This window comes from Brachybacterium hainanense (assembly GCF_042434575.1).
In the GTDB taxonomy this organism is placed as follows: Bacteria; Actinomycetota; Actinomycetes; order Actinomycetales; family Dermabacteraceae; genus Brachybacterium; species Brachybacterium hainanense.
On the sequence record NZ_JBHLSV010000001.1, the window covers coordinates 170,398 to 188,918 of the forward strand.

At 72.3% G+C, this 18,521-nt stretch carries 16 protein-coding genes and 1 pseudogene; 7 read left to right on the forward strand and 10 right to left on the reverse strand.

The annotated features are described in order from the left end of the window. Positions 1–79: 79 nt before the first annotated feature. Together ACFFF6_RS00820 and ACFFF6_RS00825 are read left to right on the forward strand one after the other, a co-directional pair. Complete coding sequence (locus ACFFF6_RS00820) at positions 80–421, forward strand: ArsR/SmtB family transcription factor (RefSeq protein ID WP_376977311.1); 342 nt, start codon at positions 80–82, stop codon at positions 419–421. Positions 422–424: 3 nt separating this feature from the next. After that, positions 425–928 carry an SRPBCC family protein gene (locus ACFFF6_RS00825; RefSeq protein WP_376977313.1) on the forward strand — a complete coding sequence of 168 codons (504 nt, stop codon included), beginning with the start codon at positions 425–427 and terminating at the stop codon, positions 926–928. On the opposite strand, the gene ACFFF6_RS00830 is transcribed toward ACFFF6_RS00825, so the two are convergent. After that, on the reverse strand, positions 879–2,126 hold the full coding sequence (locus ACFFF6_RS00830; RefSeq protein WP_376977315.1) for a multidrug effflux MFS transporter: 1,248 nt from the start codon (positions 2,124–2,126) through the stop codon (positions 879–881). The genes ACFFF6_RS00825 and ACFFF6_RS00830 overlap by 50 nt on opposite strands. A gap of 59 nt (positions 2,127–2,185) precedes the next feature. Between ACFFF6_RS00830 and ACFFF6_RS00835 the strand changes: the two genes are divergently transcribed. Continuing rightward, positions 2,186–2,671 carry a DUF3592 domain-containing protein gene (locus ACFFF6_RS00835; protein ID WP_376977317.1) on the forward strand — a complete coding sequence of 162 codons (486 nt, stop codon included), beginning with the start codon at positions 2,186–2,188 and terminating at the stop codon, positions 2,669–2,671. On the opposite strand, the gene ACFFF6_RS00840 is transcribed toward ACFFF6_RS00835, so the two are convergent. Then, the gene (locus ACFFF6_RS00840) at positions 2,656–3,354 is read right to left on the reverse strand and encodes a FadR/GntR family transcriptional regulator (RefSeq protein WP_376977319.1); all 699 of its coding nucleotides are present in this window, start codon (positions 3,352–3,354) and stop codon (positions 2,656–2,658) included. The genes ACFFF6_RS00835 and ACFFF6_RS00840 overlap by 16 nt on opposite strands. A gap of 93 nt (positions 3,355–3,447) precedes the next feature. On the opposite strand from ACFFF6_RS00840, the pseudogene ACFFF6_RS00845 reads away from it, so the two are divergent. Further along, positions 3,448–4,755, forward strand: a pseudogene (locus ACFFF6_RS00845) (four-carbon acid sugar kinase family protein); the annotation flags it as partial. A gap of 12 nt (positions 4,756–4,767) precedes the next feature. After that, positions 4,768–5,697 (forward strand): NAD(P)-dependent oxidoreductase, encoded by a 930-nt coding sequence (locus ACFFF6_RS00850; RefSeq protein ID WP_376977556.1) that lies wholly within the window; start codon positions 4,768–4,770, stop codon positions 5,695–5,697. 7 nt (positions 5,698–5,704) lie between these two features. Here the strand turns inward: ACFFF6_RS00850 and ACFFF6_RS00855 are convergent, their stop codons facing one another. After that, complete coding sequence (locus ACFFF6_RS00855; protein WP_376977320.1) at positions 5,705–7,885, reverse strand: HNH endonuclease signature motif containing protein; 2,181 nt, start codon at positions 7,883–7,885, stop codon at positions 5,705–5,707. A 433-nt stretch (positions 7,886–8,318) separates the two neighbouring features. Between ACFFF6_RS00855 and ACFFF6_RS00860 the strand changes: the two genes are divergently transcribed. Next, the gene (locus ACFFF6_RS00860; protein ID WP_376977557.1) at positions 8,319–9,686 is read left to right on the forward strand and encodes a M20/M25/M40 family metallo-hydrolase; all 1,368 of its coding nucleotides are present in this window, start codon (positions 8,319–8,321) and stop codon (positions 9,684–9,686) included. Between the two features lie 29 nt (positions 9,687–9,715). On the opposite strand, the gene ACFFF6_RS00865 is transcribed toward ACFFF6_RS00860, so the two are convergent. From ACFFF6_RS00865 to ACFFF6_RS00875, 3 genes are all read right to left on the reverse strand, one after another. Then, positions 9,716–10,387, reverse strand: a complete 672-nt coding sequence (locus ACFFF6_RS00865) for a TetR/AcrR family transcriptional regulator (protein ID WP_376977322.1) — start codon at positions 10,385–10,387, stop codon at positions 9,716–9,718. Between the two features lie 137 nt (positions 10,388–10,524). Then, complete coding sequence (locus ACFFF6_RS00870) at positions 10,525–11,448, reverse strand: hypothetical protein (RefSeq protein WP_376977323.1); 924 nt, start codon at positions 11,446–11,448, stop codon at positions 10,525–10,527. 138 nt (positions 11,449–11,586) lie between these two features. Beyond that, on the reverse strand, positions 11,587–13,683 hold the full coding sequence (locus ACFFF6_RS00875) for a 3-hydroxyacyl-CoA dehydrogenase NAD-binding domain-containing protein (RefSeq protein ID WP_376977325.1): 2,097 nt from the start codon (positions 13,681–13,683) through the stop codon (positions 11,587–11,589). A gap of 209 nt (positions 13,684–13,892) precedes the next feature. Between ACFFF6_RS00875 and ACFFF6_RS00880 the strand changes: the two genes are divergently transcribed. Then, a complete protein-coding gene (locus tag ACFFF6_RS00880) occupies positions 13,893–14,318 on the forward strand; it encodes an SIP domain-containing protein (protein ID WP_376977327.1) in 426 nt (141 codons plus the stop codon). 54 nt (positions 14,319–14,372) lie between these two features. On the opposite strand, the gene ACFFF6_RS00885 is transcribed toward ACFFF6_RS00880, so the two are convergent. The 4 genes from ACFFF6_RS00885 to ACFFF6_RS00900 all read right to left on the reverse strand — a co-directional run bounded on the left by ACFFF6_RS00885 (position 14,373) and on the right by ACFFF6_RS00900 (position 18,507). After that, complete coding sequence (locus ACFFF6_RS00885) at positions 14,373–15,260, reverse strand: hypothetical protein (protein WP_376977328.1); 888 nt, start codon at positions 15,258–15,260, stop codon at positions 14,373–14,375. Positions 15,261–15,417: 157 nt separating this feature from the next. After that, positions 15,418–16,425 (reverse strand): adenosine deaminase, encoded by a 1,008-nt coding sequence (add, locus tag ACFFF6_RS00890; RefSeq protein ID WP_376977330.1) that lies wholly within the window; start codon positions 16,423–16,425, stop codon positions 15,418–15,420. A gap of 91 nt (positions 16,426–16,516) precedes the next feature. Then, on the reverse strand, positions 16,517–17,404 hold the full coding sequence (locus tag ACFFF6_RS00895) for a glycine betaine ABC transporter substrate-binding protein (RefSeq protein ID WP_376977332.1): 888 nt from the start codon (positions 17,402–17,404) through the stop codon (positions 16,517–16,519). Positions 17,405–17,577: 173 nt separating this feature from the next. Next, entirely contained in the window at positions 17,578–18,507 is a 930-nt protein-coding gene (locus tag ACFFF6_RS00900; RefSeq protein WP_376977559.1) for a glycine betaine ABC transporter substrate-binding protein, read from the reverse strand. Between the last annotated feature and the right edge of the window lie 14 nt (positions 18,508–18,521).

The window sequence follows — 18,521 nt, forward strand, 5'->3', positions numbered from 1 at the left end:
CCAACCTACTCCGCGGCCATGATCTGCGTCACCTCGACCCCTTGACAACCTACAACCTCATGGTTGTAGATTGGGCTCCGTGCTCGACATCGACGAGGAGGACCGGGCCGACGCCTGGTTCCATGCGCTCTCCGATCGCACACGCCGCGACATCCTGCGGCGCGTGCTCAGCGGCGAGTCCTCGGTGTCGGCGCTCGCGAGGAAGTACGACATGAGCCTCACGGCGGTGCAGAAGCACGTCGCGGTGCTCGAGAGGGCCGGCCTCATCACCCGGCGCCGCGCGGGCCGGGAATCCCTGGCCCGCGGGGACGTCGAGGCGGTGCGCTCGGTCCAGCACATGCTCACCGAGCTCGAAGCGATCTGGCGGGGCCGCGTGGCGCGCATCGACCAGCTCCTGACGAGCTCATCCCAGAAGGAATGACCCATGCCCGTCACCGACGTGACCCACGACCTCGACGCCCTCACCCTGACCCTGACCGCCCGCTTCGACGCGCCGCTCGACCGCGTCTGGCAGATCTACGCCGACCCGCGCCAGCTCGAGAAGGTCTGGGGCCCGGTCGAGTACCCGGCCACCGTCGTCGACCACGAGCTGGCCCCCGGGGGCCGGGTCACCTACTACATGACCGGACCGGAGGGCGACCGGCACTACGGCTACTGGGAGGTCGATGCGGTCGAGGAGCCCCGGTCCTTCACCTTCCGCGACGGCTTCGCCGACGAGACCTTCGCCAAGAACACCGAGCTGCCGGAGTCGGTGAACGTCTACACCTTCACCGAGGCCGACGGCGGCACGCAGGCCGTCTACACCTCGACGTTCCCCAGCCGGGAGGGGCTCGAGCAGGTCCTCGCGATGGGCGTCGTCGAGGGCTCGACCTCGGCGATCAATCAGATCGACGCGCTTCTGTCCGCAGGTGCCAGCCCCACAGCATGAGCGAGAGGACGATGAACCCGAGCGAGGTCAGCGCGACCGAGCCCAGGTCCACCATGACGATCGGCGTGATCACACCGGCCAGCAGGGCGTTCAGCACGAGCGAGAAGAACGTCGAGAGCGAGGCGGCCGTTCCCCGCTCGTGAGGGAACAGGTCGAGGATCTCCAGCTGGATCGGCGAGAAGAACACGGCCACGGAGAAGGCGATGAGCAGCGGGCCGATCACGGCCACGAGCGCCCCCCAGCCCAGAGTGCCGTCCACCGGCGGGCCCAAGCGCGCGAGGATCACGTTGATGACCGCGCTCAGCAGCGTCGCCAGCAGGGCGAGGGTGATCAGCCGCGGCCGCGGCACCCGGTCCGCGGTCCGGCCGGTCACCCATGCCCCCGCGATCATGCCGATGATCAGCGGGAGGAACAGCACCCAGAAGTCCTGCTCGCCCATCCCCAGCAGGCGGGTGACGAAGATCGAGGCGCCCGCGATGTAGATGAACTGCGCCGCGAAGCCGAAGGCGGAGCCGATCGCGAGCCGCAGCATGCGGCCCGATCGGCCCACCCGCAGCAGGGAGCCGAGGATCGCGCGCACCTGTAGGGGCGAGCGCCGCTCCGGCGGCAGCGTCTCCGGCAGCAGGACCGTGAGCGCGATGACCACGAGCGCGTACACGGAGATCGCGAGGAACACGAGGCGCCAGCTGCCCAGCAGCAGCACCCAGCCGCCGAGGATCGGCGCGATCGCGGGCGCGACGGAGAAGATCATCATCACGCTCGCCATGAGCCGCTGCGCCTCGGCCCCGGAGAACAGGTCGCGGATGACGACGCGGCTCACGATCGTCGCCGCACCCGCGCTCGCGCCCTGCACGATCCGCAGCGCGATGAGCACGCCGAGGTCCGGGGCGAAGGCGGAGGCGACCATCGCGGCCGTGTAGATCACGAGCCCGCCGATCATGACCTTCTTGCGGCCCAGCGCATCGGACAGCGGGCCGTGGAAGACCGACATGATCGCGAAGGAGGCGAGGTAGGCGCTGACCAGCTGCTGGAGCGCGACCTCGTCGCTGCCGAACTCCGCGCCGATCCGACCGAAGGCGGGGAAGACCGTGTCGATCGTGAACGGGCCGATCATCGCGAGCATCGCGAGGGTCGCGGTCACGCGCGCCCCTGCTCGCGCTCGGGTCGGCGGGGCGGAGGCGGCGTCGGGACTGTTCACAGGGGGATCGTACGGCGGCGCCCGCCGGAGCGGGCGGCTGTCCGCCGTAGGGTGTCCGCATGTTCGAGCACTTCAGCATCCTGTTCATGGCGGTCCCGCTGCTCATCATCGCGATCGCGCTGGTCACCGCGCTCCGCGCCGTGCGCCGGCTGCTGCAGGCGCTCTCCCTGACCTCCCGCGGGGCCCGGACCACCGGAACCGTGATCAGCTCGAACCTCCAGGTCACCTCCCATTCCTCGGGCTCGAGCGGCTCGCGCACCACCCGCGCCCTGGTGGAGACCATCGAGTTCCGGACCCGGGACGGGCAGCGCGTGCGCGCGATCCCGGCGGTCTCCGACGTCGGCATGCTCGACCGGACCGGCATGGAGGTGGAGGTCTGCTACGACGAGCAGCGGCCCGACCGCTTCATCGCCCCGAAGGACGGCGGCTCCCCGAACCTGCTCCGGCTGGCGGGTCCGATCCTCTCCGCCGTCGTCATGATCGGCTTCGCGCTGTTCTTCCTCTGGTTCTCGCGGGGGATCCTGGGGTTTCAGGCGATGATGTAGCGCGAGAGGTCCTCCGCCGTCTGCTGCATGTGCGCGTCCATGGCCGTGCGAGCCGCGGCGCCGTCGCCCCCGGCGAGCGCTGCGAGGATGCGCGCATGCTCCTCGATGGCGTGGGCCTGGATCTCCGGGACGGCGCTGGTCTGGGCGCGGGCCGCCGCGAGCACGGCGGACAGAGGCTCCATGAGCACCGGCAGGAACGCGTTCCCGCTGGCGGCGAGGATCTCGGCGTGGAAGCCGAGGTCGGCACGGACGAAGGCCTCGACATCGGCCGCTGCGGAGGCGCCGCGCATGGTCTCGAGCAGACGCGCGAGCGCGGTGAGCTCCTCGGATCCGATGCGCTGCGCGGCGAGCTCCGCCGCTCCCCCTTCGAGCACGCGACGCATCTCGAGCAGGTCGAGGGAGACCTGGCGCGGATCGCCCTGGGCGCCGAGAGCGCGGACGACCGCGGGCAGGGACGTCCAGCGGCGCATGGGGTTCACGAAGGTGCCGCGTCCCCGCTCGGCCCGGACGAGGCCCTGGGCGTGCAGCACCTTGATCGCCTCGCGGACGGTGACGCGGCTGACCTCGTACTGCCCCACGAGCTCGAGCTCCCCGGGCAGCGGGGAGTCGACCGGGAACTCGCCGGCGATGATCCGCTCGCGCAGGCCGTCGAGGACGTCCTCGACCAGCAGCCGTCGCACCATCGGGCCTCCTCATCCGGTCTTGCCCTGCGTGATTCTCGCATGCCACACTGCACCCTGTCAGATGTCAGACATGTTACAAGCTAGGGAGTCCTCATGTCCGCTCCGCGGCGCATCCTCGTGGTCCTCGACGACGACCCGACCGGTACCCAGTCGGTCCACGACCTGCCGGTCCTCACGCGCTGGGAGGTCCCGGACCTGCTGTGGGCCTTCGCGCAGGAGCCGGCGGCCGTGTACGTCCTGACCAACAGCCGCAGCCTCGACGCAGAGGCCGCGGCGGAGCGCAACGAGCAGGTGGCCCGGGCCGCGCTCGCCGCCGCACGGCAGACGGGGGTGGAGATCGCCTTCGTCTCCCGCTCCGACTCGACGCTGCGCGGACACTTCCCGCTCGAGACCGATGTCCTGGACGGCGTGCTCGCCGAGGTCACGGGACGCGGCGCGGATCTGGTGCTGCTGGTGCCGGCCTTCCCGGAGGCCGGCCGGGTCACGATCGACGGCACGCATCTGCTGCGCGGGGCCGACGGGACGCTGACGCCCGTCGGGTCCTCCGAGTTCGCGCGCGATGCGAGCTTCGGCTACCGCGCGAGCCACCTGCCCGACTGGGTCGAGGAGAAGACCACGGGCCGCGTGCGGGCCGCGGACGTGCAGGTCCTGGACCTCGCGCTGCTGCGCGGGGGCGCCGAGGGGATCGCCGACGCCCTGCGCTCGGGGGCGCGGGTGATGGTGGCCGATGCCGAGCACGAGGACGACATGCGCGCGCTCGCCGCCGGCCTGGACCTCGCCGAGGAGGACGGGCTGCGCGCGATCTGCCGGGTGGGGCCGCCGTTCGTGCGCGCCCGCATCGGCCAGGAGCCGCGCACGCCGCTGACCGCGGCCGAGGTCTACGCCGGGCAGGATCCGACGCGGCGCACGCGGGGAGGCCTCATCGTGGTCGGCTCCCACGTGGGGCTCACGACCCGTCAGCTGGAGCGGCTGCGGGCGGGGCATCCGGGCGCGCGCACGATCGAGCTGGAGGTGCCGCTGCTGCTGGAGCCCTCCGCGCGCGAGCGGCATCTGCGCGAGCGCGTCGCGGCGATCGTCGCGGCGCTCGATGCGGGCGACGTCATCGTGCACACCTCGCGCGAGCTCGTGCGCACGCAGGACGGGGAGAGCTCTCTCGCGATCGCGCGATCGGTGAGCGCCGCGGTCGTGGAGACGGTGCGGCGCACCCTCGCCGCCGCACCGCCGCGATTCGTGATCGCCAAGGGCGGGATCACCTCCTCGGATGTGGCCGCGCACGGACTGGAGATCCGTCGCGCCGTGGTGCGCGGGCCGATGCTCCCGGGCGTCGTCTCCCTGTGGCAGGCCGTCGACGGCCCCGCCCGCGGGATCCCCTTCGTCGTCTTCGCCGGCAACGTCGGGGACGACGCGTCACTGCTGCAGGTCACCCGCGTCCTCAGCGCCCAGGCGCGGCGCACCGTGGCGGTGCTGGGGATGGGGGCGATGGGCCTGCCGATGGCCGCCCGCCTCGCCTCTGATCCGGCGTTGTCGGTGCGCGGCTTCGACATCTCCGCCGAACGAGGGCGCCTGGCCGCCGAGGCAGGGGTCGCGGTCGCCGGATCGGCGCGGGAGGCGGTCGCCGACGCCGACGCGGTGCTGCTGGCGGTCCGCGACGGCGCCCAGCTGGAGGAGGTGCTGTTCGGCGCGGAGGGGATCGCCCGGCACCTCGCTCGTGGCGCGGTCGTGCTGCTCACGAGCACCGTCGGCATCGATCCGGTGGTCGCGACGGCCGGTCGCCTCGCGGAATCGGGGATCGGTCTGGTCGATGCCCCGCTCTCGGGCGGTCCGGTGCGTGCGGGCGACGGGGACCTGCTCATCGTGGTGGGGGCGGCTCCCGCGGATCTCGAGGTCGCGCGGCCGGTGCTCGAGCGACTGGCCTCGACGCTCACGATCGTCGGCGGGAGGCCGGGCGACGGGCAGGCGCTGAAGACGGTGAACCAGCTGCTGTGCGGCGTGCACATCGCGGCGGCGGGAGAGGCGCTCGCGCTCGCGGATCGGCTGGGCCTGGACCAGGCGGCGACGCTCGACGCGCTGCAGGCGGGGGCGGCCTCGTCGTTCATGCTCGGCAACCGCGGCCCGCGCATGCTCGAGGCGTACGAGGAGGACGGCGCGGAGGTCCTCTCGCGGCTGGACATCTTCGTGAAGGACCTCGGGATCGTGACCGATGCCGCGCGCCGTCACGGCCTGCCCGTCCCGGTCGCGAGCGCCGCCCAGCAGCTGTTCCTGCTGGGGGCCGCTCAGGACAAGGGCGCGCTGGACGACTCGGCGATCATCACCACGCTCGCTCCGCAGCGCCGGGAGGTGTAGCCGCCGGTCAGAAGGGCGGCGGGCCCTGGGGTCCCCAGCCGTCCGGCGGCTCGGCGATCGTGGTGAGATCGACGCGCGCGAGGGATCCGATCGGCACCGGGGCCGGTACCGGGGCGGGATGCTCGTGCCCGCAGGCGTCGCAGCGGATCGCGGGAGGTGTCGGCGGCGGGAGGGGCAGGATCCGCGGGGACTCGAGCCTCCTCCAGTCCTCGCTGAGCAGCCATCGCCACAGCCGCGGCCAGTGCTGCGACCATGCGGGCAGCTCGAGGATGCGCTTCTCGGTCGCCTCGGGGGCGCGGTCGGGCGATCGGTCGCGGTCCGGGCCCGGTGATCGATCCGCCGGGTCGATGAGGGGATCCCGGCGTGCTCCGGAGAGGCAGAGCGCATCGCAGGGCGCGTCCGGGTGGGCGCGGAGGTGGTCGACGAGCCATCGGGAGGCCTCGGCGCCGATCATGTCGACGTCGTCGCGCTCGTCGATGACGACGTGCTGCCCCCGGTTCGCACCGAGGAGCCAGCGGGTCGTGCCCGGCTGCCAGCTGCCCGCGGCATCCGGTCCGGCCGCGCGCACCCGGGTCGGGTCGAGCAGCCCTTCCGTCTTCTGCTGGTGGTGGTGCTCGCACAGCCAGTGGAGGTTCTCGATATCGGTGGGGCCGCCGTCGAGGAACTCCTCGATGTGGTCGCACTGGCTGGCGAAGGAGGAGCACCGCTCGCAGCCGGGGACGGCGCAGCGGGGGTGGCGCAGTCGCAGGTGCTCCTGCATCGCGGCGGTGGGCCGGTAGGTCTGGGCGGGCAGCGGCAGGAACGTCCCGGTGCACGGATCCGTGAGCACGCGGTACCAGGTGTCCTCGGTGCCGGCGAGGGCGCGCGCCATGTCCGCGGGAAGCGGCGTCATCCCGTCGAGGGAGGCCGGGGCCTCCGAGCGGCCGAGGAGCGTCAGTGCGGGCACGGTCACGACGAGCCGGAAGCGGTCCCGCGGGATGTCGACGCCGTCCGCGGAGAGCTGCGCCCGCGTGAGCAGGAGGTAGCGCAGCACGTCCTTGCGCAGCACCGAGCCCGTCTCCGCGACGAGCCCGTCCACGTCCCACGGGATCTCCTGATCGCCGGCGGCGACGGCGGCGCGCTGCGCGGCCTGGACGGCACGCGCGGTGACGTCGAGCCGCCGCGCGAGGGAGGCGACCTCCGGCGCAGGCCCGTACACCTGGAGGCAGGACATGCCCTTGCCGACATCCATGATCTGCACGGACCGCTCGACCGGTGCGGGCGGCTCCGCCTGCTCGCGGCGCTCCTGCTCCTCGAGCTGCTCCGCCCAGCGGACCAGCTCGCGCAGCCGCTTCTCGAAGCGCTCGGGGCTCACCCGCAGGTCCCACGAGCTGATGAGCCGGTCGATCCCCTGGCGCGCGACCTCCGTCAGGTCGCGGGTGTCCCGCAGCATGCGGGTGAACCAGCCGGCCGGGAACCGCCCGTCGGCGAGCTGCGCGTAGCAGGCCGGGAAGGACGTCAGGGCACGGTGCGCGTCGCGGACCAGATGCCGGGCACGGCGCACGCCGATGCGGAGCGCCGCGGCGGCCACGAGCGCGTTGACATCGTCGTCGTCCTCCGCCGGGGCGCCGGCCGCCGAGGCCCCGGGCGCCTCCCCGGTCCCGGCGTCGGCGGCATCGGCGGCGTCGGCCGGATGCCGCAGGGCCGCCAGGGCCGCGTACTTCGCTGCGAGGGCGGGGCCCTCCGCCGTGCCGAGGTCCCAGATCAGCCGGGCGGCCTCGCTCATGACCACGCCGTCCGGGGCCTGCCAGCCACTCTCGGCGAGGTGCCCGAGGAAGGTCTCCCTGGCATGGGGCCGCACGACCTTCGTGGCCCGCATGGCCGCCGGGGCCGCGGAGACGAAGGCCGCGACGCCGGACAGAGGAGGATCCGGGACGGAGGCCATCGGCAGCGGAGCCCCGTCCGCCATCGCCTGGCGATAGGCCGCACGCCGGGCCGCGTGCCGCGGGTCCTCCACCCTCCAGGACTGCCCGGGGCCGAAGGTGGGGGCGAGCAGGCGGACCTCCCGTGGACCCTGCAGGCCGGTGGAGGCGGTCGGGCCCGCCGGGCCGGCGGGGCGCAGCACACCTCCCGGGATCGGAGCGCCCTCCAGGGCGGGCCGCACTGCAGCGTCCTCTGCTCCTGTCGCGGTCCGGCGATCCTCCAGCATTGCTCCTCCTTCCCGGGCTTCCGTGTCCTGCACCTGCGCACCGGCGTCACATCCGGCTCGTACCTGTGTTCGAAATCCTCTTCATCCTACCCTGTCGAGCGCCATTTCGCGAGCCCTGTGGACAGCTTTCCTCCTTCCATAATCCGCGGGCCCATCGTCAGCCACCCGGACATCATAACCACTCGTGTGACCTGCGACGTCATGCCACATCTCTCACATGGACCGAAATCCACCACTCCTCCCCATGCAGAGTTATCCACATTCTCCAGGTACCTCGGCGCAGCCCCGTCATTTCCGGGGAGAATGCGACATCCCTGCATCGAACCGCTGACCGTCCCGCGTGCACGGCCCCGCGCCGCTAGGCTGGCCGAACCTGTGCACCCGATCCCGTTCCGGAGGAACTCCCGTGCCTGACGCCCCCTCCCCCGCCACCATGCCCGCCGCGTCGCTCGCGGAGCTCGTCGGCGGCGATCTCGAGCTCCTCCAGGACGAGGCGGTCCGCTTCACCCAGGAGCTGATCCGCATCGACTCGACGACCTACGGCGGGGACGACCCCGCGCGCTGGGGCCGAGGGGAGATCGAAGCGGCGGAGTACGTCGCCGCCCGCCTGCGCGAGGTCGGTCTGGATCCCCAGATCATCGAGGCCGCACCAACGCGGGCCAGCGTGCATCTGCGGATCCCGGGCGTGGACCGGGATCGCGGCGGCCTGGTGCTGCACGGCCATCTCGACGTGGTCCCCGCCGCGGCGGAGGACTGGAGCGTGGACCCCTTCGGCGGCGAGATCCGCGACGGCATGATCTATGGCCGCGGCGCCGTCGACATGAAGGACATGCTCGGCATGATGCTGGCCGTGGTCCGGCACCTCGCGCGCGAGGGGATCACTCCCCCGCGCGACCTGGTCGTCGTCTTCTTCGCCGATGAGGAGAACGCCTCGACCTGGGGGTCGACGTGGGTCGTGGAGACCCACCCGGAGATCTTCGCCGGCTGCACGGAGGCGATCAGCGAGGTGGGCGGCTACTCGATCACCCTCCCGGAGCAGGAGACGGGCGAGGACGTGCGCGCGTACCTGATCCAGACCGCGGAGAAGGGTCTGGCCTGGGGTCGGCTGCGGGCCCACGGGCGTGCGGGCCACGGCTCGATGCCGACCTCGGAGAACGCGATCGTCCGCCTCGCGCAGGCGATCGCGCGCATCGACGCGCACGAGTTCCCGAAGGAGTGCATCGCGAGCGTGCGCGAGCTGTTCGACGGGGTCACCGAGATCACCGGCGACGGCTGGGATCCCGCAGATCCGGAAGGGATCCTGCCGCGTCTGGGCGGGGCGCGACGCTTCGTCGCCGGCACCCTGCAGGACACCATGAACGTGACCACCCTGGACGCCGGCTACAAGGTCAACGTGGTGCCGCAGTTCGCGGAGGCGGGGATCGACTGCCGCTTCCTGCCCGGGCACCAGGAGGAGCTCCTCGCGCTCCTCGAGGACCTCGCCGGGGAGCACGTCGAGGTCATCCTCGACAGCGTCAGCGTCTCCGTCGAGTCCCCGACCACGGGTCCGCTCATCGATGCGATGACGGCCGCGATCGAGGCGGAGGACCCGGGATCGCGCGTCCTGCCGTACTGCCTCAGCGGCGGCACCGACAACAAGGCCCTCTCGACCATCGGCATCCGGGGATACGGCTTCGTGCCCCTCCGGCTGCCCGCCGACCTGGACTTCTCCGCCATGTTCCACGGCGTCGACGAGAGGGTCCCCGTGGACGCGGTGCGGTTCGGCGCCCGCACCCTGCTCCGGCTCGTCGTGACCTGCTGACGGACTCCGGGCCGTGTCCCCGGGGACGGTCAGGAGCCGGTGCGCTCCTGGGCGGACGCGGCGATCCGCAGCAGATGCTCGACCATGCCGCGGGCACGGTCGCGGACCTCCTCGAGAGGCATCTGCGGCTCGGCCGTCAGCCAGGTCGCGAGAGAGACGAACAGGCCCCCGGCGAGGAACAGCGCGTACCTCCGCTGCTCCTCGGCTCCCCCGGTCCCCGGCAGGACGGCCGGGTACTGGCGCAGGATCTCCTCGAAGCGGTTCGCGTAGGCCGCGGTGATCATGCTGTCGACGGCGGCAGAGACCTTCCAGCGGCTGACCACACGGACCACCTCCGCCCGGTCGACGAGGACGCCGATCACCCGCAGCAGGCTCCTCATGCCCCTCTCAGCAGGTTCGAGGCCCGCCGCGCGATCCGCCTCGTCGAGGCCCTCGAGGCCCTCGAGGGCCGGTCGGATCATCGCGATCGCGACGTCCTCGAGGTCGGAGAAGTGCGTGTAGAAGGCGGCCCGGGAGATGCCGGCCTCCTTGGCGAGCGAGAACACCGTGATGTCGCCCGTCCCACCCGCGGCCAGGCGCATCATCGCGTCCAGCACGGCCTGCCGGGTGCGCGCCGGGCGCGGATCAGCGGCGCGCGGACGGGGGGCCGACGTCCCGGAACCGCCCGCGGGGTGAGCGGAGGAGGAGGGGGCAGAGGACATGCGGACCATCGTAACGGCACATCAGAGGGCCATGCGATCCCCCTCATAGGTATCGACGACGCAGGTCAGCTCGGCTCCCCTGCGCCGGCCGCGAGACGCCGGGCCGGGATCCGCCCGAGCGCCCACGCCCGGGCCCCTCACTGCGCGGCGACGTAGAAGCCCTCGTCCTCCCAGTTGAGCATCTCGTAGACGTGGAAGCTGCCAGTCGCGGCGGTCGCGTCCTCCGCCGAGACCTCGAAAGCCACATCCCAGGTGGTGCTCTGACCGTCGGTCAGGTCCGCGGCGTCCGTGAAGTTCTGCGGGGTCAGCACCGGGGACCACGTGTACTCGGTGCCGCTCGCACCCGTGAAGTCGGTGTTCAGGTCCCATGCCGGGGAGTAGGTGCCCTCGCCGTGATACGTGTACGTCACGGTGACCAGGATGAACACGTTGCCCGCCTGCGGCTTCTCATTGCCTTCCCAGACGCCGGCGATGACCTCGTCCGCGTTCCAGTTCACCTGGCCGAGGCTCACGTCGGTCCTGCCGTCGACATCCGCCGCCTCGACGGTGACCATGGTCCCGGCCGGGAGCGGAGCCTCGAGGGTGCCGCGCTCCCCCTCCGCCGCCGGAGCGCCCGAGGCGACCGGATCATCCGTCGGACCGGCCTCCGTCGTGGCGGGATCGCTCTCCGTCGTGGCCGGATCGCTCTCGGTCGTGGCGGTGGGCTCGACGGTGGCCGGCTCGGGCTGATCGGCGGGACGCAGGACCAGCACGAAGCCCAGGACGAGCACGAGCAGCAGGACGATGACGGCGCAGCCGGCGCAGCCGACGAGCGCCCACACCGTGCCCTTGCCGCCGCCCCGGGCAGGCTGCACCGGAGCGGGCCCGCCGACCGGGAAAGAGGACTGCGAGAAGTCCGAGGAGCTGCCGCCCGCGGGCTGGGGGGACTCGTAGTCCGGAAGCCCGGCGCCCACGGCCTCATAGGGGGCCGGGGCGTAGCCGCCCAGGTCAGGGGATGCCGCAGGGCCGGCGGAGCCGGAGGGCTGGGACCAGGGATCGGAGCCGGACGGCGGAGTGCTCATGGCTGGCGCGGCGCCCCGGGGCGGGGGCCGCTCCTCCTCTCCAGGGGGAGCGCAGGTCCGGACGCTCCGGACGGATCCACGGTAGGGCGCCGCCTGCGGGCCCGCCATGGGGACTCCTCCCCATGGCCGGCTCCGCGCTCAGGCGCGACGGAAGCGGTCCGCGTGGAAGGTGCCGCCCGTGGCGCGCTCGGCAGCGCCGCACTGGTCGAGGTAGACGGACACGCCGCCGCGGTGGCGAGGGAATCCCGCCCCGAGGATCAGGGCGAGGTCGATCTGGGAGACATGCTCGACCACGCCCTCGTCGAGCATGAGACGGATCTCCTCGGCGAGGCCCCGCAGCACCCGTTCCCGCAGCTCGGGGCCGGTCGCCGCCTCCCCGGCCCTGCCCGCGTCCCGGGCCGCGGAGCCGAAGACCTCGGCGACCTCGGCCCGGACCGCCGCGTGGGGGCTCTCCGGGTCACGACGGGTGAAGGGCTCCCCGCGATCAACCCAGGCGCCGAGGGCGGGCGAGGCGTGGAAGCGCTCCCCCAGCTCCGCCGCGAGGACCCTTCCGACGTGGTCGGCGACCGCATGCCCGACGAGGTCCAGGAGGGCTAGGGGGCGCATCGGCATGCCGATCTCGTCGAGGGAGGCGTCCACGGCCTGCGGGTCGGCACCGGCGTCGAGGCTCGCGAAGACCTCTCCCAGCACCCGGAACAGGAGGCGGTTGACGACGAAGCCGGGCGCATCCGCGCTGCGGACCGCGAACTTCCGCAGCCGCCGGACGACCTCGAGGCCGGTCGCGAGCGTGGCCGCATCGGTGGCGGGGGTATGGATGACCTCGACGAGCGGCATCTTCGCGACCGGGTTGAAGAAGTGCAGGCCGAGCACGCGCTCGGGATGCTCGAGGCCGCTCGCCATCGCGGCGACGGAGAGGGAGGACGTGTTGGAGACGAGCAGCGCCGCCGGGTCGAGGACCTCCTCGAGCTCGGCGAAGACCTGCTGCTTGATCCGCAGGACCTCGGGGACGGCCTCGAGGACCAGGTCGCAGCCGGCCAGCTCGGAGACGTCCGCGGTGGCCGAGAGGAGCTCGGCGACCTCGGGCGCCCCGGCGGCGAGGACAATCTCCCGGGCGTGGTCGAGCCCCGTCCGGGCGATCTCCGCGTCGAGGTCCCGCAGGACGACGCGGACGCGCAGGCCCAGAGCCAGCTGCGCGGCGATCTGGGCGGCCATGAGCCCGGCGCCGGCGACGCCGACCCGGCGCAGCTCCCGCGCCCCCTCGACGGGGGTGCGGGAGGGCTTCCCCCGGCGCAGCAGCTCGGCGGAGTAGAGGGATCCGGCGGCGGCATCGGAGCCGAGGAGGTCCGCGAGCGCCTGCGCCTCCCGGTCCAGGGCCTCGGCAAGGGTCGCTCCGGGCAGCTGGGCGAGGAGATCGGCGGCCCGGGCGACCGCGGGCGCCCCCTGTACGACGCGGCGATCCGCCCAGGCACGGCGGGTCTCGGCGTGGCCGTGGGGGGCTACGAGCGCCGCCTGGATCTCGGCGGCACGCTCCGACCCCGCGGCCGGCAGCGCCTCCGGGCGGTCGGCAGCGCCGGTGCGCACGATCTCCGCGAAGGCGTCGAGGGCCGCCGGGAGGTCGGCGGCGAGCGCATCGACGAGTCCGATCTCGAGCGCGGCCTCGGCGCTGAGCTGCCGGTCGCGCGCCGGGTCCTCGAGGATCATGCGGGTCGCGGTCTCCGCGCCGACGACGCTCTGCAGGAGCGTGGTGCCGCCCCATCCGGGCAGGATGCCGAGACCTGTCTCGGGCAGGCCGATCCCGCGCACGCCCGGGGCCGCGGTGCGGACATGGGCCATGAGGGCGATCTCGAGACCGCCGCCGAGGGCGACGCCGCCCAGGTGGGCGAGGATCGGGACGGGGCTCGTGCGCACGCGCAGATGGAGGGCGTGGACGGCGGCGGTCATGGATCCGACGGACCGAGCGGCGACGGCGGGATCCGCGAACATGGCGAGGTCGGCGCCGGCGAGGAAGACGCGGCCCTCGCCGGTGAGGGCGATCGCGGCGATCTCGCCCGCCGCCGCACGGTCCAGGGCGCCGCCGATCGCGCAGGCGACGGCATCCACCGAGCGCGGGCCCAGGGTCGCGGGCCGGTTGCTGCCCTCGGGCGGTGCGAAGCGGAGGACGGCGACGTTCCCCAGCGCGGGGTGCCGGACATCCTCGGCGAGGACCCGGGTGACGTGCTCGGTGTATGCGGACATCTTCGGCCTTTCCACGGCGATGCGCCCGGCACTGCCTGATACCGGGAGTTTCAGATACATCGTGCCGCACCGATCTCGGACTGTCCACCGAGGCCTCGCGCGTCAGGCGCATCTCATCCATTAAGGCAAGTCTTGCGTTCCGTAATTGCCTCGCCTAGCGTGATCCCAGGCGGCCCGGAGCCGCACATCGACCCCCGAGGAGCAGCACGGTGCAGAGCCTTCCCGAGCGCTATCTGATGATCGGCGACGAGTCCGACCTCCCCCTGCTCCGGGCCATGCTCGAGCAGTTCCCCGATCAGGCGGCCGGCAGCATCTACCTCGAGATGCCCGACGGCATCTCCCCCCGCCTGCCGCACCCCGCCGGGATCACGCTCACCTACCTGCACCGCGGCGGCACCGCCCGGGGCGTCCGCTCCGTCGAGGCGCTCGACGCCTGGACGCAGGAATGGGTGTGCGCCGCCGGTGCCGCCCCTGACATGCATGCGGCCTGGGTGGGGCTCGAGGGCTGCGCGGCCGTCGACCTCGCCTGCGCCCGCCTCGGCTCAGGAGACCACGCCGTGCACCTGCATCGACCCTGGTCCGCGGGCTGCGACGCCTCCGCCGAGCATGTGCGCCACGACCACCACCGGGCCTGAGGACGCACCTCCCGTGCGGTGGTCCCCACCGCGGTCAGCCGGACACCGGGCCCATCAGACGTCGCACGCGTACAGCGGCATCCCGAAGGACGGTTTGACGACGATCAGGGCCTGGGTCCGGTCCCCGCCCGGGAGCTCGAACAGGACCTCGGCGGTGATCTCCTCCCCGTCCCGGATCAGCCGCTGCCCCCGCAGCGGATTCCCGGGCTCCGCCGTCACCTCGTCGTAATAGCTCCAGGCGTCCTCGTTCTCCGCGCTGATCCAGAGCGAGCTGAAGGCGTCGAAGGACGCCGGTCCCTCGTACCCGATCCGCAGCTGCGCCTGCACGTAGACGTGCCCCGGCGCAGGAGGCGGGTTGTCCGGGTCCGCGGCCGCGACCAGATCCGTCGCATCCCAGACGACGTCCTCGACCGTGACCTCGACGATGCCTCCGGACTCGTCCCGCCATGTGAAGGTGTGCGCGCCGACCTCCGCGGGCCGGTCCCCGGTCCCGATCCCGGGCACGACGGCGCCGGTCGCGGCGTCGATGACCGTGCCCTCGGTGTAGACCCCCTCCTCGTCGTACCACCCCTGCTCGGACCACGTCTCCTGCTCCGAGCCCTCGAAGACCACGAACAGGCCCATGAGCGCCATCGCCCCCAGGGCGACCGCGCCGACCACGGGGACGACGACCACCGCGACGATCGCCGCGATCCAGCCGGGACCCATCCCCCGCCGTTCCGGGACGGGCACAGCCGTCGGGAAGGGCGCGGGTTCCTGGGCCGCCGGCGCCCCCGCGCCCGGCAGCTGCCCCGGAGGCGGCATCTGCCAGACGGGGACGGCGCCTTCCGCGGACGACGGTGCCGCGCTGCGGGCGGCATCGGCCTGCCCGGCCTGGAAGTCCGGGAGGGACGAGGGATCGGGGGCGCCGCCGGAGGGATCGCCGGGCGAATCAGAGACCATCGGGACCTCGCGTCAGGAGAGGACGAATGCGACCGTGCACGGTGCCTGAGCGCATCATCCCAGGCCAAGCCCGGATTCCGAGGTTCCGTTCCCGAATCGTGATCCGCCGATGACGGATGGCGCCGCCCGCGGACGGCGCAGCAGCCCGAGGATCCTCTCAGCCGGCGAGCTCGTCGATCCGCGCCAGCCAGCGGGCCTTCGCGGCATCATCGGCCCAGCTGATCTCGATCGAGTCGCGGGCCAGGCGCACCACGTCCTCGCGGGTCAGCTCCTGCGCCGCGGCGAGCGCCTCGATGTTGTCGCCCACGTACCCGCCGAAGTAGGCCGGATCGTCGGAGGCGATCGAGACCTTCGCCCCGGCGCGGGACAGGGCGAGGATCTCCGCCCCCTTCATGTCCGCGGTGACGAAGGAGTTCGAGACGGGGCAGCAGGTGAAGCCGATGCCGCGTTCGACGGCCTCCGCCACCAGCGCAGGGTCCTCGAGGATGTTGGTGCCGTGGTCGATGCGCTCCACACCGATCTCGTGCAGGACCGTGCCGATGTTCTCGATCGAGCCGACCTGGTCGATGTCGCAGTGCATCGTCAGCCGGTAGCCGACCTCCTTCGCCCGCGCGAACACGGCCGCGAACTTCTCCGGAGGGTTGCCGCGCTCGTCCGAGTCCAGGCCCACCCCCACGATCCGGTCGCGGTAGGGCAGGGATGCCTCGAGCGTCTCCATCGCCGACTGCGCGCTCATGTCCCGCAGGAAGCACAGGATCAGAGCGGCGTCGACGCCCAGCGACGGCGCCTCCTGCACGGCGGACCAGAGCCCGTCGATCACGGTGGCGAAGGGGACCCCGCGGCTGGTGTGCGCCTGCGGGTCGAAGAAGATCTCCGCACGGACCACGCCGTCGGCGGCGGCCCGGCGCAGGTACGCGAGCGCCAGATCCCGGAAATCGTCCTCGGTGCGCAGCACCTCCATCGCCGGGTAGTACACCGCGAGGAAGCTGGTGAGATCCGTGAACTCGTAGCTCGCGCGCACGTCCTCGATGCTGCTCTGGCCGATGTCCACACCGTTGCGCTCTGCCAGCTCGAGCTTCAGCTCCGGCTCGAGCGTCCCCTCGATGTGCAGGTGGAGCTCTGCCTTGGGCAGCGCGTCGATGAAGCCGCGGTCGATTCCGCTCATGTCCGGTCCTCCGTGCTCGGGGAGGGCGGCGCCCGCGCATCGACCGCGCGGGCGCCGCCCGATTCTCATCCCAGTCTAGTGACGCTCCTGCTCAGCCCTGGGTCTCCGGCAGCGGCGGGAGCACGTCGGGGTTCTCCTCGATCCAGGCCTCGACCGCGTCGGCCTCCTGGCCCTCGCCGAACTCGTTGACGACCTTGTCCTCGAGCGTCGCATACTGATCGTCGCTCAGCGCGAGGTCGCCGATGTAGGCGGCGGCATCGGCCCAGGTCTCCGCGAAGCCCGTGCGCCCCAGCACGTGCATCGTCTCCGGTTCGCCGAAGGCGCCGCGCGGATCCTCGAGCTGCCGGACAGGGTAGACCTGGTTCGCCCAGAACGGCTTCCACAGGGTGACCACGACGTCCTCGCCGGAATCCGTGGCGCTCTCGAGCTCTGCGAGCATCGCCGCGGTCGAGGAGGTGACCAGCTCGAGGCCGGCATCGGCGAGGCCGTACTCGGGGATCACGGCGTCGGTGACCATGCCCGTGAGCCCGGCGCCGGGCTCGATCCCGATGATCCGTCCCCCGAAGCGACCCGGATCCGCGGCGAGCTCCTCGATCGAGGTGATGTCGGTGCGGTCGAGGACGGCGAGCATGTTCATGGCGCCCGCGTTGTAGGTCACGAGATCCTCGATGTCCCCGCCGAACTCCTCCATATAGGAGGCATGGGTGACGTCCGGCCAGGCCGAGGAGAAGATGTCGATGTCCCCGCTGGCGAGGGCCGCGTACATGAGCGCGGCATCTCCCAGGGTCTCGAACTCGACCTCATGGCCCATCGCCTCGAGCTGCCTCTTCAGCACGAAGGCGAGCGAGACCGTGTCCGTCCAGGACTCGATGTAGCCGATCCGGATCGGGCGGTCGGATGCTCCGCCGCCGGAGCATCCGGCCAGCGCGAGGGCGGCGAGGCCGCCGCCGAGAAGGGTGCTCCGTCGTGTGATCTGCATGGGGTCTCCTTGTCAGGGGGTCGGGGGCATGCAAGAGGCCGACGGCTCCGCCCCGGGAGGCGGAGGCCGTCGGCCTCTGGTCGAGCGGTGTCGCGCAGGGCGCGCTCCCTCACCCGACCGCGGATGCGGTCAGGGGTGGTCGGCGCGGGTTCCCGAATGCACGAGGGGTCGGCTCAGGACGCGTCGATCGCCGGGAGCACGTCGGGGTTCTCCTCGAGCCAGGCCTCAACGGCCTCGGCCTCCTTGCCCTCGCCGAACTCGTTGACGACCTTGTCCTCGAGGCTGCCGTACTGGTCGTCGTCGAGCTGGATCCCGCCGATGAACTCGGCGATGTCCGCGTGCTCCTCGCCGAATCCCTTGCGGGCCAGGAAGTGCAGGGCCTCGGTCTCGCCGAGCGCGCCCAGGGGATCCTCGAGATCCTTCACCGAGTAGGCGGAGTTCGCCCAGAAGGGACGCCACAGCGTGACGACGATGTCCTTCTGGTCCTTCACGGCGCCCTCGAGCTCGGTGGTCATGGCCGTGGTCGAGGAGGTCACGAGCTCGTACTCGTCCTCGAGCTCGTACTGCGGCATGACCTGCTCCTGCGTCGCCTTCGTGAGGCCTGCGCCGGGCTCGATGCCGACGATGCGCCCTCCGAAGCGGTCGCCCTGGCCCTTGAGGTCCGCGATGGAGGCGATGTCGTCGATGTAGTCGGGAACGGCGATGGTGAGCTTCGCGTTGGGGTAGTACGCGACGAGGTCCTCGATGTCCTCGCCGTACTCCTTCATGTAGTCGGCGTGGGTCACCTCGGGCCACGCCGAGGGGTAGATGTCCACGTCGCCGTTGGCGAGCGCCGTGTACAGCAGCGCGGCATCGGAGATCTGCTCGTGCTCGACGGTGTAGCCCATCGCGGTGAGCTGGTTGTCCAGCAGGTATGCGGTGCTGAGCCCATCGGTCCAGGAGGCGATGTACCCCAGGGTGATGGTCTTGTCGTCGCCGGAGCCTCCGTCGCCGCCCGAGCCGCAGGCCGCGAGCCCCACGCCCACGAGGCCCGCACCGCCCGCGAGGGCGGCACGGCGGGAGACGGCGGAGGAGGTGGAGGGTCGGGAGGTGCGTCGGTTCATCATGATCGAGGGTC

Coding starts and splice junctions, on each gene's coding strand:
- ACFFF6_RS00825 (WP_376977313.1), top strand. CDS start 425: ATGCCCGTCACCGACGTGACCCACGACCTCGACGCCCTCACCCTGACC.
- ACFFF6_RS00875 (WP_376977325.1), bottom strand. CDS start 13,683: ATGTCCGCATACACCGAGCACGTCACCCGGGTCCTCGCCGAGGATGTC.
- ACFFF6_RS00860 (WP_376977557.1), top strand. CDS start 8,319: ATGCCCGCCGCGTCGCTCGCGGAGCTCGTCGGCGGCGATCTCGAGCTC.
- ACFFF6_RS00840 (WP_376977319.1), bottom strand. CDS start 3,354: ATGGTGCGACGGCTGCTGGTCGAGGACGTCCTCGACGGCCTGCGCGAG.
- add (WP_376977330.1), bottom strand. CDS start 16,425: ATGAGCGGAATCGACCGCGGCTTCATCGACGCGCTGCCCAAGGCAGAG.
- ACFFF6_RS00895 (WP_376977332.1), bottom strand. CDS start 17,404: ATGCAGATCACACGACGGAGCACCCTTCTCGGCGGCGGCCTCGCCGCC.
- ACFFF6_RS00870 (WP_376977323.1), bottom strand. CDS start 11,448: ATGAGCACTCCGCCGTCCGGCTCCGATCCCTGGTCCCAGCCCTCCGGC.
- ACFFF6_RS00835 (WP_376977317.1), top strand. CDS start 2,186: ATGTTCGAGCACTTCAGCATCCTGTTCATGGCGGTCCCGCTGCTCATC.
- ACFFF6_RS00885 (WP_376977328.1), bottom strand. CDS start 15,260: ATGGTCTCTGATTCGCCCGGCGATCCCTCCGGCGGCGCCCCCGATCCC.
- ACFFF6_RS00865 (WP_376977322.1), bottom strand. CDS start 10,387: ATGTCCTCTGCCCCCTCCTCCTCCGCTCACCCCGCGGGCGGTTCCGGG.
- ACFFF6_RS00855 (WP_376977320.1), bottom strand. CDS start 7,885: ATGCTGGAGGATCGCCGGACCGCGACAGGAGCAGAGGACGCTGCAGTG.
- ACFFF6_RS00900 (WP_376977559.1), bottom strand. CDS start 18,507: ATGAACCGACGCACCTCCCGACCCTCCACCTCCTCCGCCGTCTCCCGC.